Source organism: Nesterenkonia salmonea, assembly GCF_005771525.1.
Classification (GTDB): domain Bacteria; phylum Actinomycetota; class Actinomycetes; order Actinomycetales; family Micrococcaceae; genus Nesterenkonia; species Nesterenkonia salmonea.
The window spans coordinates 1-15,147 of record NZ_VAVZ01000022.1 but is presented as its reverse complement, the minus strand read 5'-3'; the positions used below and the strand labels follow the sequence as shown (position 1 = coordinate 15,147).

Genomic DNA, 15,147 nt, shown 5'->3' with positions numbered 1-15,147 from the left:
CATGAATTCTCTTGGATGCTTCTCAGCCGTGGAGGGGGTGACCGAAGAGAGCCATGGCGGCCTCTCCGAGTGCTTCGTTTTGGGTTGGGTGTGCGTGGAGGAGCGTCGCGACGTCCTCTGGATAAGCTTCCCAGTTGACGATGAGTTGAGCCTCACCGATCTGCTCCCCAATGCGGCTTCCGATGCCGTGAACTCCAACGATCGGACCGTCTTTGACGGAGATCATCTTGATGATTCCGGAAGTGCCCAGGATAGAGGACTTTCCGTTGCCGGCAAGGTTGTATTCGATAACTTCGATGTCATCCTTACCGAACTTCTCTTCAGCCATGGGCTGCGTGTACCCAATAGACATGATTTCAGGCTCGGAATAGGTGACCTTGGGAATGTTGATGTCCTCAACAATCATCGGGTTGTTCCCGGCGATCTCCTCAGCCACAAAAATCCCATGCTGGTAGCCGCGGTGAGCTAGTTGCAGGCCGGGGATGATGTCACCTATGGCGTAAATGTTGCCGACGCCGGTGTGCAGTCGCTTATCCGTCATGACGAAGCCGCGGTCGAGTGTGATGCCCTGTTCCTCGAGCCCCAGCCCTTCCGTGACGGGGCCACGTCCGACAGCGACCAGACAAATCTCAGCCTCGAAGGTCTTACCGTCTTCGAGAGTGACTTTGACGCCATCGGAAGTTTCTTCGACGTCTTTGAAGAAGGTGCCTACATTGAAGTTGATGCCACGCTTCTTGAAAGTGCGTTCCATGATCTTGATGATCGAAGGGTCCTCGTTCGGAACGAGGTTGGGCAGCCCTTCAATGATGGTGACGTCGACGCCGTAGGAGTTCCAGGCAGAGGCGAACTCTGAGCCGATGACTCCACCGCCGAGCACGATGGCTGACTTCGGTGTGTAGTCAAGCTCGAGCGCTTCTGTTGAGGTGATGATTTTGTCCGAAAGAGGCAGACCGAAGGTTTTCGACGTGGAGCCTGTGGCGATCACGATGTTCTTCGCCTTGTATTTCGTGCCGTCGACTTCGACTTCATTTTGGGAGACCAGCTTGCCTTCTCCCTCGATGACCTGAACTTTGCGCATCTTCAACAGCCCGGTGAGGCCCTTGTACTTTCCGGCGACTATGCCGTCCTTGTACTCCTTGATCTTGGCCATATCGACACCGTTGAAGTCGACATTGACGCCGTACTTCTCGGATGATCGAGCTTCGTCGGCAACTTCCGCCGCATGAAGGTAGGCCTTTGTCGGGATGCACCCGGTGTGTAGGCATGTGCCGCCCAGTTTGCTCTTTTCTACAAGTGCTACGGAATAGCCGTGCTGGACGCTGCGTAGGGCTGCGGCATAACCAGCACTGCCACCTCCGAGGACCAGTACGTCGAATTCTTCGGCCACGAGTCAGGCTCCTTTGGGGTGAGACGTTTGTCGCTTCATTGCTTGATCGTCAGACTATCAGCGGGTCAGGCCTTCGAGGTATGACAAGAGGGTGCGCACGGTCACACCCGTTCCGCCCTTCGGAACGTAGTGGTATGCGCCTTTTTCATTGAATGCTGGACCGGCGAGGTCGATGTGCGCCCAAGGGATCCGATTGGCCTCCGGGTCTAGAGCATCACTATCGGAATCGGCCCGGTTTGGAACGAACTCACGCAAGAAGGCTGCTGCGTTGAGCATCCCGCCTTCCCTGGCACCCAAGTTTGTCAGGTCGGCAATGGGGGATTCGAAACTCGTGAGGGCTTCTTCGGGGATGGGCATGGCCCAATGCGATTCTCCAGCGTCATTGGAGGCTTCAACGATTTTGTCGCGGAGTGCTTCCTGGCCCATCACGCCGACCGTCCGCAAGCCGAGCGCGATCATCTGCGCGCCTGTCAGGGTGGCAACATCAATGATCGCGTCGGGGTTCTCTTCGCCTGCGGCGACAATTCCGTCGGCCATGACCAGCCTGCCCTCGGCATCTGTATTGAGCACCTCAACCGTTTTTCCCCCGTAGATCGTGATGACGTCTTCAGGGCGCTGGGCGGTCGATGAAGGCATGTTCTCGGCGAGGCATAGCCAACCGGTGACCTTCACAGGGAGATCTAGGTCTGCGGCAGCTCGGACAACTGCTGCCACAGTGGCAGCACCCGCCATGTCGAGTTTCATGGTCGTCATGGCGTTGGCAGGCTTCAGTGAGATCCCGCCGGTATCGAAGGTGATGCCCTTTCCGACGAGCGCCACATGTGCCACCGGGCGGGAGGGAGAGTGCTCAACGCGCACCAGGCGCGGCTTGCGGGACGAACCATTGCCGACCCCCAAAAGTCCACCAAAACCTTCCTTTTCCAGGTCCTTGTGATCCCAGACCTTGACCTTGAGCTTGGTTCCTTTTGCGTTGGTCTTCACGACATCAGCGAAAGACTCAGGGTAGAGGTGGCTTGGCGGCGTGTTGACCAGATCCCGAGTCGCCCGCACGGCCGCAGCCACCACGTTTGCTCGAGCGACTGCTGGCTTTGTGTGCTTGTCACGCAGCTCAGTGAGTACCGCGATCTCTGAGACTGGCGTCTTCGACTTGGCCTTCTCTGAGCCCTTGAAGTGAGGGAAGTTATAGGCACCCAGTGCTGCACCTTCGGCAACGGCGGCGACCTGCTCTACGGTCGCGGCGGGCAGCGCAAGTGCTACAGACTGTGCAGACGACAGTTGCCGCACAGCGGAACCGGCAGCTCGGCGCAGTGCTTCCGAAGACACTCCACCATCAGGTTCACCTGTCAGCTTGCCCACACCGATCAGCACCAGCGTTTCCGACTGGTAGCCGTCGACGCCGGGCAGCCTCAGCAGCTGATCGGCGGCGCCGGAGGCACCGAGCGCGGTCAGTGAGTCGGAAACTCCCTTAGCGGCCTTCTCAGCCAGTGGGTTGGGCAGCAGCACCGGTCCGTCTGGACCTTTTGCCACACCAAGCACGAGTGCGTCGGCGTCGACTTTCTGTATTGCGGAGGAAACGGCGGTCACGGTGGGAGCAAATTCACTAATCACAACTCTGATCCTATCCACATTCTCCGCCTGAATGTCATCGTCGGCGGGAATGGGATGCTATGGAGAAACTGTTACTCCACAGAAGACTTATCCATGTGCCATGGGCACCCAACAACACCGGAGGGAGGATCCACAGCCGGTGAGCAATCCCTATGAGTTTGATCTGCTGCACATCCATACTGAGGACCCTGATAACGAACCGGGGGAGACGTCATCCGAGAAGGAGCTGGTTCTCCACGGTGAGCACGGTGGCGGACCACGCCGCCCCATGGTGATCTCCGTCGCCGGTCACACGGATGCTGGTTCACTGTCTGAGCAGCTCGCAGAGGGGCTATTGGGTGCCCTTCCGCATCGGCAGGTCGCTAGCTTTGATGTTGACGAGTTGTTTGACTACCGCTCACGTCGACCTCAGGTCACTTTTACGGACAACAGGTTCTCCGACTTCCGGGGACCTCGGCTTGATCTCTACGAAGTCCGCGATGCCATGGATCGTCCCTTCCTGCTCCTGACTGGCGATGAGCCGGACTTCCAGTGGGAGCGTGTCACAGAGACGGTGTTGAATCTCATCGAACAGCTGGATGTGAAGCTGGTTGTGGCAGTCGACTCTTTAGGGCTTCCTACTCCGCATACTCGCCCCGTGGGAGTGACTGCCCATGGCAACCGAGGCGATCTCATCGAAGGTATGTCCACGTGGTCACCCAATGCACAGATAGAGGCTGGCTTGTCTCAGATGCTTGAGCTGCGGGTCGATGAGGCTGGCCGAGACGTCGTCGGCTACACCCTTCACGTGCCGCACTATCTCGCCTCAGGGCGGTATCCCCAGGTAGCCGTAGCGGCTCTCGAGTACGCAGGAGCCGCCTGTGAACTCATGCTGCCGACTGATGAGCTGCGAGAGGCTGCACGTTCGGTGGAGGTCGATGTGTCACGGCAGGTGGAGCAGGCTCCCGAGATCGCGCAGCTGGTCCAGAAGCTCGAGGCCAACTTTGACCAGTATTCCTCCACGGCTCAGCGTTCCCTGCTCGTCGGGCAGGATGATGTGGTGCCGGATGCCGAGGAGTTGGGAGCAGCCGTTGAGGAGTTTCTCCGAAGCCGCCCCGATGAGGTGATTCCTGGCTCAGCAGAAGGGCCCGAGGCGCCGGGAGCCGACGACGACACTCAGCCCGAGGAGTCCACGGATTAGGTTTTCCCCAACGCACCAGGTTCAGTGTTGACACGCCGGTTGGTCCCCAATCGCCGGTAGGGCACCAGCGGTGGACCCGTAGTATTCGGGAGCTTGGTGGCATGAGCGATTCATCCAAGTCCCACAGACCCGATCAAGCAAACGCGAAAAAGCCCTCGGAGTCTTCTTCGGCGCAAAGACTGAGCATCGACCGCCCCGGGGATGCACTGGCGCTCGTTCAGCATACCTTCGGTCATTTGCCCAAAGACTCTTTAGTTGTCATTGGCCTCAGTCCAGGAGCAACAGGCGGACATCTGCGGGTGGACCTCGCCCCAGTTCTGGAACAGCCAGAGCGCATGGGAGCTCAGTGCGCGGCGTGGATCGCTGGACCCGAGGCGGCTCCAGCCCCTGAGGCGGCGATGGCTGTCATTTTCGACTCCGAGCGGCCCGATCCTGACTCGCCGGATCAGTACGACGTTGTGATGGCTCGACTTGAACAGGGACTGCTCGAACAGGCTGGGGCCGCGTTGATTAAAATCTGGCGTGTAGGACAAGGGCTCATTCGTGACTATGAATGCTCCGATACTGGCGAGACAACATCGTTTCCTGGAGAAGACGCCGATTCGGCTCTGAAAGCCACGCTTCAACGCATCCCAGAACTCGCCAGGAATCGTGCATCCAGCCCCGCGGAGTCTCTCGCACAGTTCCTGGCGACTCCACCGCTGGCAACTGAGGCTCAGCAGTCAGTTGTTCGAGAACACTCGGCCCCGCCACCAAGCCGAGAAGAAGCAGTGATCACTCTCTGGGACGCCGCGTTGCGCCGATGTATGCGAGAAGCCCATGATGGAAGCAGAACTGAGGCAGCCTGGATTCACCAGGCACCAGAGCAGGCCTCAGCTCTTCTCCGGACTCTGGAGAAGCCGGAGAACGTCGAACTCCTGATGGCCGTGACTGTGAGCAGCCTCGATACTGTGGGGGATACCTGCGACATACTCGGAGCTGAAAGTGCGAGTGGTATGCGCATGGAATTGGCTTGGGGATTGTCATCCCACCCCCCTCAGTGGGAACGGGTTGAATCTCTCTCCGCGCTACTCCATCACCTGCTGCCCTACGCTGTAGACCTCCAACGCGCTGAGATCCTGGGCATACGGTCCTGGGTGGAGTGGCTCCGAGGAAGCGCAAGCACGGCTACCGTCTTTGCTGATGCAGTCCGTCAACAGCACCCAGAACTGTGGGCCAGCCGGACAGCTCCCCCTGTGGCACACAGGGTATTGCACTGCATTAGAGTCCTTGGCGTGTGTCCCTTGGCGCGGGTCAAAGAGTCCAGTTACTCGTGGTGGTTAGGCCGAAGATAATTTTTTCTCAGACCGGGGAATGTATCGGACTATGGCACTGTTGGACCCCGTAAGACCCTGCAGCCCGAGGAGGATCTTGCTCTGAATCGGGACTTGACAGGGTCATAGGCGCGTTGAGCGCTTGAACCTCAGTAAACGAGACGGAAGGTCATCGTGCCCACTACTGCGTCGAAGTCCACACAAGAGACTGCCGCCGCTGAGGAAGCCGAGAAACCCGCTACCAAGAAGAAGTCAACTCGATCCTCGTCTGCCAAGACGACGGCTAAGAAGACGACTTCCCAGGCAAGCGGTAAATCTCGGTCCTCCTCAGCAAATAAGAGCAGTCCAACATCGACAGCCAAGAAGTCCACCGCATCAACGTCCGGCCCCGCCAAGAAGACTGGAGGCCGCAAGAAAGCCGCTGACCCAGTCGACGAGATCCTGGCAGAAGAAGCCGCCTCGCCGACTGAGGCCCTGGAAACGGCGGTTGCAAAAGCAGAAGAGTCCGGCGAGGACGCAGAAAAAATCATGGAGCCGAAGTCCGGCGCAAATGAGGACGACGGCTCTGGCCGCGGCTTCGTCATCTCGAATGCTGATGATGACGACGCTCCTGCCGTGCAGGTCGTCTCTGCCGGGGCAACGGCAGACCCAGTCAAGGACTATCTGAAGCAGATCGGCAAAGTCGCGCTTCTGAACGCCGAACAAGAAGTGGACCTTGCACTTCGTATTGAAGCCGGGCTTTTCGCAGAGCATAAGCTCAAGAACGACACGGTGAAGGACAAGCGGCTAAGGCGCGACTACGAGCTGGTTGTCGCTGACGGGAGAAAGGCCAAGAACCACCTGCTGGAAGCTAACCTCCGGCTCGTTGTTTCCTTGGCCAAGCGTTATACCGGACGCGGCATGCTTTTCCTGGACCTTATCCAGGAAGGAAACTTGGGTCTGATTCGTGCAGTCGAGAAGTTCGATTACACAAAGGGTTTCAAGTTCTCGACATACGCCACGTGGTGGATCCGCCAGGCGATTACTCGCGCAATGGCAGACCAGGCTCGAACCATCCGTATTCCGGTTCACATGGTGGAAGTCATCAACAAGCTCGCTCGTGTGCAGCGTCAGATGCTCCAGGATCTTGGTCGTGAGCCTGCACCGGAAGAGCTCGCTGCCGAGCTGGATATGACCCCTGAGAAGGTCGTAGAGGTTCAGAAGTACGGTCGGGAGCCGATCTCCCTGCATACGCCACTCGGTGAAGACGGGGACTCCGAATTTGGGGACCTCATCGAAGACTCAGAGGCCGTTGTGCCCTCTGACGCGGTGAGCTTCACCCTGCTGCAGGAACAACTCCACTCAGTGCTGGACACCCTGGCAGAACGTGAAGCCGGAGTTGTCGCGATGCGATTCGGACTGACTGACGGACAGCCAAAGACTTTAGACGAAATCGGAAAAGTCTATGGGGTGACTCGTGAGCGTATAAGGCAAATCGAGTCCAAGACCATGTCGAAGTTGCGGCACCCAAGCCGCAGCCAGGTCCTCCGGGATTACCTGGACTAATCACCCCATGGTCGTGGTGAGGGGTAGCACCTCACCGGCTTAATAGGCCCGAACAACTGAATACACCACAAATGAAAGATTCCCCAGGGGGATTGCCCCTGGGGAATCTTTCATGCATCTAGAAATCTGAACTGAGAAAAGGTGTGAATCACAGGTCACCGAGATGAGGGCAGTGCCCTAATGGTGAGTGAGTCAGCTGATTCTTTCAGATTCATCAGTCCACTCGGTAGTCTGCGGGCGAAGCTTAGGCTCCACATCGCGACCATGGTGGTTGCAGAATAGAAGCGCGCCGCCAGAAGCGAGCACAGCACGAATATATGCCTGAGCTCCGCAGCGGTCGCAGCGGTCCAGGGCAGTCAGCGTGGGAGTGGCCTCGAGGGTGCCGGATGTAGCTGTCATGCTCTCGCCTCCTAGCGTTACGTGATGGTGTCACCTATACAACCACGTCATGGGGCTGCGCATTCGCGATTTCGCCGACAAAGGCGTGGCTTTCGCCACCGGCGAATCAGGGCGTAATGTCAGCGGCGCTTCTGCGCGGAAGCACCAGGAGATCGTCGTAGCCTGGTACTCAGTTCTTTCCGCCAATCACTGGAGGCACCTGTTGGCTCAGCGCGACGAGTACAGCGCCCGGCACCTATCGGTTCTTGAAGGGCTCGAAGCTGTCCGCAAGCGTCCCGGAATGTACATCGGATCAACCGACTCTCGTGGATTGATGCACTGCGTCTGGGAGGTCATCGACAATTCCGTCGACGAGGCGCTGGCCGGTCATGCGTCCAATATTCACATCACCCTCCACGCCGATGATTCGGTGGAGGTCTCAGATGACGGTCGCGGGATCCCGGTAGACATCGAGCCGCGCACCGGACTCTCTGGACTCGAAGTGGTGTTCACCAAGCTCCACGCCGGCGGCAAATTCGGTGGCGGCTCCTACAACGCTGTTGGCGGCCTTCACGGCGTCGGAGCCTCGGTGGTGAACGCGCTCTCCGCCCGCCTCGACGCGCATGTGACCCGAGGCGGCAAGATCCACACGATGAGCTTCAGGCGCGGCGAGCCGGGAACTTTTGCAGGAAACAAGCCATCGGACGCTTTTACCCCCGCAGAGAAGGGCTCCCCGTTGCAGGTGTCGGGGAAGGCGAAGCGAGGTTTGACAGGGACAACGGTTCGCTACTGGGCTGACCGGGAGATTTTCTCCCCCGAGGCGCAGTTCTTGGAGCAGGAATTGGTGAACCGCGCCCGACAGACCGCCTTCTTGGTGCCGGGGTTGCGCATTGTGATCCATGATCAGCGCGGCGTGGAGCATCTGGAAGAGGTGTTTCAGTACGACGGTGGCATCAGCGAGTTCGTCGACCACCTCGCTACCGATTCAGCTGTGACGGACATCTGGCGGATCCAAGGTCACGGTGCCTTCACCGAGCGCATTTCGGTTGAGGGTGTGATGACCGATGTTGATCGAGACTGTGAAGTCGACATCGCGCTGCGGTGGGGAGTCGGCTATGACACCACGGTGAAATCCTTTGCAAATATCATCGCCACCCCAAAAGGCGGCACTCATGTGACGGGATTCGAACAAGCACTGGTCAAAGTCTTCCGCAAAGTCATCGACTCCAATGCCCGCCGACTCAAGGCCGGGAATGACAAAGTGGACAAAGATGATGTCCTCGCTGGTCTGACAGCGGTCATGACCGTCCGCATCGCGGAACCGCAGTTCGAAGGTCAGACCAAAGAGATTCTTGGCACACCAGCGGCCAAACAGATTGTTAACAAAGTAGTCTCTGATGCGCTCGAGCAACGCCTGACCTCCCCTAAGAAGGCCGACAAACAAGAAGCCACCGCAGTTCTGGAAAAGGTGGTGGCTGAGATGAAGTCCAGAATCGCGGCACGGCAGCATAAGGAAACTCAGCGGCGGAAGAACGCCCTGGAGAACTCCACTATGCCGGCCAAGCTAGTTGAGTGCAGGAACAAGGATGTTGACTCCAGTGAGCTCTTCATCGTCGAGGGTGATTCTGCACTGGGTACAGCGAAACTTGCTCGTTCCTCAGACTTCCAGGCGCTTCTGCCTATCCGAGGAAAAATCCTCAATGTGCAGAAAGCCTCAGTTTCCGACATGTTGTCAAACACCGAATGTGCCGCATTGCTGCAAGTCATCGGAGCCGGTTCGGGTCGGAGTTTCGATCTTGATGCAGCTAGGTACGGAAAAGTTGTCCTCATGACCGACGCCGATGTCGACGGAGCCCATATTCGGACTCTGTTGCTGACGCTCTTCTTCCGGTATATGCGGCCCATGATTGAGGCCGGTCGAGTCTTTGCCGCGGTGCCTCCACTCCATCGGGTGGAAATCATCCACTCAGGCAAGAAGCCGAACGAGGTTCGATACACCTATTCCGAAACTGAGCTCGTCAAGCTTCTGGCGGACCTTGAAAAGTCGGGTCAGCGCTATAAGGAGCCCATTCAGCGGTACAAGGGATTAGGAGAAATGGACGCTGACCAGCTGTCCGAAACTACGATGGACCCGGTGTACCGATCGCTCCGTAGGATTCGAGTGCAGGACGCTGAAGCTGCAGAGCGAGTGTTCGACCTCCTGATGGGTTCTGTAGTCGCGCCTCGCAAGGAATTCATTATCGACGGAGCGGCTGCCTTGGACCGCGAGAAGATCGACGCGTAACGCAGATGGCACCAATTTCTACAGCCGGTAGAACAAGGTAGACTGTCCCAGTGACCGATTTGAGCACTCGTACCTCTGGCGACAAGACCGCCTTAGCGGCACCAGCGTCAGGGCAGAGACTCGGTTTCAAGCGCAAAGCCGCAGCCTATCTGTCGCTGACCAAGCCCCGGGTCATCGAGTTGCTTCTGGTAACGACTCTTCCCACTATGTTCTTTGCCCAGGGTGGGCTTCCAGATTTCTGGCTCGCTCTGGCGACCATGGTTGGTGGGGCTTTCGCAGCAGGTTCTTCCGGCGCATTCAACTGCTACCTCGACCGTGACATGGACCGGCTGATGAACCGGACCAAGAAACGCCCGCTCGTCACAGGAGAACTTTCTCCGCGGGAAGCGCTGGTCTTCGCTTCATTGCTCGGAGTCGCCGCCATAGCGATTCTGTGGTTTGGCGCAAACCCTCTGGCCGCCGGCCTAGGCGCTACGGCCATGTTCTTCTACGTGGTGATCTACACCATGGTGCTGAAGCGGCGGACCGAACAGAACATCATTTGGGGCGGACTTGCTGGCTGCTTCCCCGTCCTCATCGCTTGGGCCGCCGTTCGCGAAGCGGTCGAATGGCCAGCTGTGGTCTTATTTTTCATCATCTTCCTCTGGACACCTCCACACTATTGGCCCCTGTCGATGAAGTACCGGACGGACTATCAAAACGCGGATGTTCCTATGCTGGGAGCCGTCGCCTCTGCGAAGACGGTCTCGGTCCAAGTCGTGCTGTACTCCTGGGCAACCGTCGCATGCTCACTGATGCTCATCCCGCTCGGATGGGCGGGTATTACCTATTCCGCATTCGCAGTCGTCGCCGGAGCATGGTTCATCTACGAGTCTCATGTGTTGTACCGGCGTGCTCAGAACGAGTCACTGACGGATAAGCGCGCCATGAAGCTGTTCCACCTCTCAATTCTTTACCTCACCATGCTTTTCATCGGACTCTGGATCGACCCATTCGTCGGCAGCCCGCTCATGGGCTGATGACAGTCACTGTTGAGTGCCGACGTCTCGGCGTCTGGACTGAGGATTCTGTCGTTCTCCCTGAGGCGACCTTTTTCTTCGCCACATCTGGTCTGGTCCCCTTCCGAGGAGATGTCGCGACTCTTCGGACTGGCGCTGGCCCTGAGCCGTTCCTTCTCATTGCTCCTGCTCGATGAACCAGAGCGCCCTCTGGACACCGAACGGGTGGAAGAGCTCATCCAGAAAGTGGAGTCCCTCGCGAATGAGGGGGCGACTGTCATCGCTGCAACTCACCGAGCTGAGATCATTGACCGTGCATGCGTGGTTGATTGTCTGCCCACGGCGTTGCGTGCTTTAGCCGGTGGGTGTGTTGTCGTCGTCACGTTGTGGGTCTGAGCCAGATCGGGTCAACCGTTCTTCGCCACCGCGCCGTTTGCAGCACACCAACCGACTGTCACGGTGAGGTAAACCGTCTGAGCGACAGGTTCGCGTGCTGCTTGTGAGCCTAGGTCCGTCGAGAACGCTGCAAACTCCATACATTGCCGGAATCAGTCTGACGCTCGAGCCGGTCCAGAACCATTGCGGATATGGCGAGACCCCGGCCGGATTCGTCCAACAGATCATCCGGCAGTGACAGATCATCAAGCGCAACGTGAACAGGCTCTGCCGTATCGCGTAGGGAGGCGCACATTTCGTGATCATTCACGCAGATCTCTGCGTGAATACTGACAGGGTCCGCACCGGATGTTGACTGGCCGTATGTGATCATATTGGTGAGGATTTCGCTGACCGCTAGCGCGAACTGCATCTGGTCTTCTTCCGCGACTCGGCCTGTGCTCTCACACAACCGATCAAAGGCATCGAGGACTTTTTCCACCATCTGTAACTCTGCCGGTCCCATCACCTCGACGCAGTTCTGGGACTCACCCGCCATGGTAGGCAGTCTCCGCGGAGGGATATGCCCTGAGAACTTTGTCGAGGTTAGTCAGTTTTAGGACACTGCTGACTGCTGGCGTGGGAGCTGCGATGCGCAGGTCCCCTTGCGCCAGACGGGCAGCCTTCAGTCCGCCGATGAGTGCGCCAAGCCCCGATGAGTCGATGAACGCCGTCTCTGAAAGGTCCACAACAATGCGAACATTGCCCTGCTCCAGAAGGTGGTTCAGTGCCTTTCGCAACGAAGGCGCGCCTACCGCGGTCAGGCGACCTTGGGGTGCGATCACCGCGTAGTTGCGCATTGTGTTCACTTTGAGATCCATGAGTCTCCTTCTGGGTTTTCGAGGGCCGCAGCCGGACCACGGTAGCGGGCGGCCTGAATGATGACGCTGAGGGCAATCAGTATGTAGATGACCCATACCGTGTTGATGAGAGTACCCGTGCCGTCCAGAGTTCCGAGCATGACACGTGTCACCCCGATGATGAGCGAAATGACCAGAAGGACCATCACGGTCAGTTGCGGCCATATTTCGCGCCACGGCACGCCTCCTTCAGCTTTGCCGTCTTTTCGCGTGACCACGAATCCCAGGGGTTTGCCGAGAACGACGTTGGCGAAAGTCGTCCAGCAGGCCTTGATCCACAGCGGAAAGAGCGCCAGAGAGTACTGTTGGCCACGCCAGGTTCGCATACCTCGGGCTACGTAGATGAAAAGCACTTGATTAATCAGGAAGTACGGCAGGAATCTGGCGAAGAACTCCACGCTCCACGCGTTGACCGGCATCACACCGAGCATCAGATATAGGATGGGCGCCGCCATGTAGGCAAGGGCAGCGAATCCTGCGAGGTAACTCCACATTGTTCCGAAGTACATCAGACGCTGACCTGCGGAGAGCCCCTTCTTGACCAGAGGGTTGTCACGCAACATGACTTGGAGCGTTCCCTGGGCCCAGCGCAGCCGCTGCTTGAGCATGGTGTTGAGGTCCTCAGGCGCTAAACCGCGGGCGAGGATTTCGTGGTGGTAGACGCTGCGCCACCCCATCGAATGCAATTGCATTGCAGTGGCCATATCCTCAGTGATAGAGATAGTGGCCAGCGGCTGGACTGGTTGTGCTTCGTCAGGCCGGTCTACTCTAAGCTGCTCGAGCAATGCCATGACGGATTCCACTGCCCCTAGCGGTGAATGTTCCTGAGCAGTGAGTGCATCAAGAGATGCCTGATCAATCACGACCGCCCCGAGTACCTCATCACGCTGAACAGGAACGTGACCTAGAGACTCCAGGTCGGCGTACATAGTGGCCAGGTCGTTCTCAAGTAGGCGACGAGACGCTGCCTTGGCCGCTTCTTGAACCCGGTAGACCACTTCGGCTGCTGGCTCTCCTCGGCGGAAGTCCGCAAGAGCATCCGCGGTGAGGGCGTGCAGCTGTCGAAGCTCTTCGCTCAGCTCAGGGACGTCCCTGTGGCGCTTTGCCTCACGACCTAGAAGCTTCTCGGCAGCGCGCAGGGTGCGTCTGGTGGATTCCTGGACGTCGTGGACATATCCCACGATTCCCAGTTGCATCAAAGCATCCCGACGCAGGACAGCATTGGATCCGCAGAAGAACGCTGCGTTCCACCCATCTTTGCCCTGCTGGATCGGTCCGTAGAACAACGGTGCTTGACTTCCCAGAGGGTCAGCTTCATCAACGTTGACGAACCACTGCGGTGTCTGCACCAGAGCCACCTTGGGGTCGTCGGCGAAGTAACCCAAGGTCCGGTGAAGAATGAGCGGGTCGGGAACCTGGTCAGCATCCAGGATGAGGAGGAACTCACCGTCCGTCTGGAACAAAGCGTTGTTCAGATTGCCCGCCTTGGCGTGGCGAGGCTTGTTCTTCCAGTCCTGGGACCTGGTGATGTACCCAATTCCCGCTTGCTTCGCTGCGTCGGCCATCTCCGAGCGGTTACCGTCATCCAGAATCCACGTCTGATGCGGATAGGTGATCTTCTGGGCCGCGGAGGCAGTTTTCATCACCATCTCGATCGGTTCGTTGTATGTGGTGATGAGCACATCCACCGTCCCCTCAGGAGCAGATTTGGGGCCCTCTCTCTCCTTAGACTTCCACATAGTTGCCGCGAAGAGGAAAGTGTCTATCAGGCTAAAGGTCTCCGCGACGATCAGCGGAACAGCTATCCACCACGCCTCCCAGTTGACAGACTCAAGCCACCGCCACGTGACGTAGTTAACACCTGTGAGAACAGCGAGAACAGCAAGGATGCGAATGATGATCATGCGCCGGGTCATGAATCGCACCTGACAACTACGATGGTGACGTCATCGGTAGCTTTGGCCGCCTCTGCGAGGTTGAGAACCCGCTGTACTGCCGTCTCTGGTTCGGTATCGCGGAAGAGACGTTCAATCTCATCCTCTCCGGCTTCGAGATCAATGAGGTCCAGCAGTCCGTCGCTGCTGCAAATGAAAAGATCACCAGGATTGAGCTGAATTTGGGCTTCCTGATGCGCCGTTTCCAGGCCCATCCCCAGGGGTAGACCATCGGTGCGGATCCGCTCCTGGTCGCCCGTGGTTCGTAAAACGAAACTGAGATTGTGGCCTGCGTCCACGAAGGTCAGTTGCCCAGTCGAAATGTCAAGTTCACTGTGAAAGGCAGTAACAAAGATGTTCAAGTCCCCGATTTCCTCTTCAAGGAGCTTGTCGGTCTCGTTCACAGCGCGTGAAAGTGGGCGGTCCGGTGCTGTGCGCAGTGCGGCACGGACAGCTGAGGCGACAATGCTTGGGCCCATCCCTTTGCCCATGACGTCCGCTACTGTCAGACGCAACCCGCGGTCGGAGCGGTGTAGGTCATGGAAGTCCCCGGCGATATCCCCGGCCGAGCGCGCCCCGGCGGCCACTGTGTAACCAGGGATATGCGGGATGCTTCGTGGTCTGAGTGTCCGCTGGATGACAGCCAGGTCATCGAGCTCAGACTGTCGGGCCATTTCGGTTTGGACCCATAGGCTGAGGTCCTGAAGGAGGCCCCGCTGGCGCTGGTCAAGAACGCGGGGCGCAGTGTCCATAATGCACAGTGTGCCGACCTGTTCGCCACAGGGAGCGTGAAGAGCGTTGCCTGCGTAGAACCTCAAGTGAGGATCGCCGGCCACGAAAGGATTGGTGGAGAATTCACTGTCCTGGGAAGCGTCTTCGATGACGAGACTTCCGCCTCGGCGGAGAGTCGCGTCACAGAAGGAATCCTTGCGCGGAGCTTCAGGACCCCCCAAACCAATTTCTGATTTACGCCACTGACGTTCCCGGTCAATCAGAGTGACACTGACCATGGGAACTTGAAAGAGCTCCTGAGCGAGCCTGGTTACTCTGTCGATCCTTTCGTCGGGCGGAGTGTCAAGGATGTGAAGCGAGTCAACAGCCTGTTGGCGGCGTTCCTCGTCCGATAAAAGCATATGCTCCCCAAGCACGTGGAGGGTGTCCGCGCATTGACTCATCCCAGATGCCCGCCTGGACCTAGTCGTTGACTCATCCTGAAATGCCCGCG

General features: G+C 58.1%; 13 protein-coding genes. 6 read left to right on the top strand and 7 right to left on the bottom strand.

The window, feature by feature from the left end; genetic code table 11:
- Positions 1 to 22: 22 nt before the first annotated feature.
- On the bottom strand, positions 23 to 1,387 hold the full coding sequence (gene lpdA / locus FEF26_RS08865) for a dihydrolipoyl dehydrogenase (protein ID WP_138253181.1): 1,365 nt from the start codon (positions 1,385 to 1,387) through the stop codon (positions 23 to 25).
- A 57-nt stretch (positions 1,388 to 1,444) separates the two neighbouring features.
- The gene (locus FEF26_RS08860) at positions 1,445 to 2,995 is read right to left on the bottom strand and encodes a leucyl aminopeptidase (protein ID WP_138253180.1); all 1,551 of its coding nucleotides are present in this window, start codon (positions 2,993 to 2,995) and stop codon (positions 1,445 to 1,447) included.
- 139 nt (positions 2,996 to 3,134) lie between these two features.
- Between FEF26_RS08860 and FEF26_RS08855 the strand changes: the two genes are divergently transcribed.
- From FEF26_RS08855 to FEF26_RS08845, 3 genes are all read left to right on the top strand, one after another.
- The gene (locus tag FEF26_RS08855) at positions 3,135 to 4,175 is read left to right on the top strand and encodes a PAC2 family protein (RefSeq protein WP_166432980.1); all 1,041 of its coding nucleotides are present in this window, start codon (positions 3,135 to 3,137) and stop codon (positions 4,173 to 4,175) included.
- A 101-nt stretch (positions 4,176 to 4,276) separates the two neighbouring features.
- Complete coding sequence (locus tag FEF26_RS08850; RefSeq protein ID WP_138253178.1) at positions 4,277 to 5,509, top strand: DUF4192 family protein; 1,233 nt, start codon at positions 4,277 to 4,279, stop codon at positions 5,507 to 5,509.
- 153 nt (positions 5,510 to 5,662) lie between these two features.
- The gene (locus FEF26_RS08845; protein WP_138253177.1) at positions 5,663 to 7,033 is read left to right on the top strand and encodes an RNA polymerase sigma factor; all 1,371 of its coding nucleotides are present in this window, start codon (positions 5,663 to 5,665) and stop codon (positions 7,031 to 7,033) included.
- Between the two features lie 192 nt (positions 7,034 to 7,225).
- Here the strand turns inward: FEF26_RS08845 and FEF26_RS08840 are convergent, their stop codons facing one another.
- A complete protein-coding gene (locus FEF26_RS08840; protein ID WP_138253176.1) occupies positions 7,226 to 7,432 on the bottom strand; it encodes a DUF7455 domain-containing protein in 207 nt (68 codons plus the stop codon).
- A 202-nt stretch (positions 7,433 to 7,634) separates the two neighbouring features.
- Here FEF26_RS08840 and FEF26_RS08835 point away from each other — a divergent pair, with 202 nt between their 5' ends.
- The 3 genes from FEF26_RS08835 to FEF26_RS08825 are packed head-to-tail and all read left to right on the top strand — an operon-like array spanning position 7,635 to position 11,089.
- Positions 7,635 to 9,695, top strand: a complete 2,061-nt coding sequence (locus FEF26_RS08835) for a DNA gyrase/topoisomerase IV subunit B (RefSeq protein ID WP_138253214.1) — start codon at positions 7,635 to 7,637, stop codon at positions 9,693 to 9,695.
- A gap of 59 nt (positions 9,696 to 9,754) precedes the next feature.
- Positions 9,755 to 10,714 (top strand): heme o synthase, encoded by a 960-nt coding sequence (locus FEF26_RS08830; protein WP_138253213.1) that lies wholly within the window; start codon positions 9,755 to 9,757, stop codon positions 10,712 to 10,714.
- Between the two features lie 12 nt (positions 10,715 to 10,726).
- Positions 10,727 to 11,089, top strand: a complete 363-nt coding sequence (locus tag FEF26_RS08825; protein ID WP_166432979.1) for an AAA family ATPase — start codon at positions 10,727 to 10,729, stop codon at positions 11,087 to 11,089.
- A gap of 109 nt (positions 11,090 to 11,198) precedes the next feature.
- Here the strand turns inward: FEF26_RS08825 and FEF26_RS08820 are convergent, their stop codons facing one another.
- Genes FEF26_RS08820 through FEF26_RS08805 form a run of 4 tightly spaced genes read right to left on the bottom strand, consistent with a single transcriptional unit; the run spans position 11,199 to position 15,055 of the window.
- Positions 11,199 to 11,627 carry an ATP-binding protein gene (locus FEF26_RS08820; protein ID WP_138253174.1) on the bottom strand — a complete coding sequence of 143 codons (429 nt, stop codon included), beginning with the start codon at positions 11,625 to 11,627 and terminating at the stop codon, positions 11,199 to 11,201.
- Positions 11,617 to 11,949 carry an STAS domain-containing protein gene (locus FEF26_RS08815; protein WP_138253173.1) on the bottom strand — a complete coding sequence of 111 codons (333 nt, stop codon included), beginning with the start codon at positions 11,947 to 11,949 and terminating at the stop codon, positions 11,617 to 11,619. The genes FEF26_RS08820 and FEF26_RS08815 overlap by 11 nt, the downstream gene beginning before the upstream one ends.
- On the bottom strand, positions 11,934 to 13,904 hold the full coding sequence (locus tag FEF26_RS08810) for a glycosyltransferase family 2 protein (protein ID WP_138253172.1): 1,971 nt from the start codon (positions 13,902 to 13,904) through the stop codon (positions 11,934 to 11,936). The genes FEF26_RS08815 and FEF26_RS08810 overlap by 16 nt, the downstream gene beginning before the upstream one ends.
- Positions 13,901 to 15,055 carry a PP2C family protein-serine/threonine phosphatase gene (locus FEF26_RS08805; protein WP_166432978.1) on the bottom strand — a complete coding sequence of 385 codons (1,155 nt, stop codon included), beginning with the start codon at positions 15,053 to 15,055 and terminating at the stop codon, positions 13,901 to 13,903. The genes FEF26_RS08810 and FEF26_RS08805 overlap by 4 nt, the downstream gene beginning before the upstream one ends.
- Between the last annotated feature and the right edge of the window lie 92 nt (positions 15,056 to 15,147).

What these genes read in the sequence shown, in the direction of transcription:
- FEF26_RS08810 (WP_138253172.1), bottom strand. Translation starts at nt 13,904, where the DNA reads ATGACCCGGCGCATGATCATCATTCGCATCCTTGCTGTTCTCGCTGTT.
- FEF26_RS08815 (WP_138253173.1), bottom strand. Translation starts at nt 11,949, where the DNA reads ATGGATCTCAAAGTGAACACAATGCGCAACTACGCGGTGATCGCACCC.
- FEF26_RS08805 (WP_166432978.1), bottom strand. Translation starts at nt 15,055, where the DNA reads ATGCTTTTATCGGACGAGGAACGCCGCCAACAGGCTGTTGACTCGCTT.
- FEF26_RS08850 (WP_138253178.1), top strand. Translation starts at nt 4,277, where the DNA reads ATGAGCGATTCATCCAAGTCCCACAGACCCGATCAAGCAAACGCGAAA.
- FEF26_RS08820 (WP_138253174.1), bottom strand. Translation starts at nt 11,627, where the DNA reads ATGGCGGGTGAGTCCCAGAACTGCGTCGAGGTGATGGGACCGGCAGAG.
- FEF26_RS08840 (WP_138253176.1), bottom strand. Translation starts at nt 7,432, where the DNA reads ATGACAGCTACATCCGGCACCCTCGAGGCCACTCCCACGCTGACTGCC.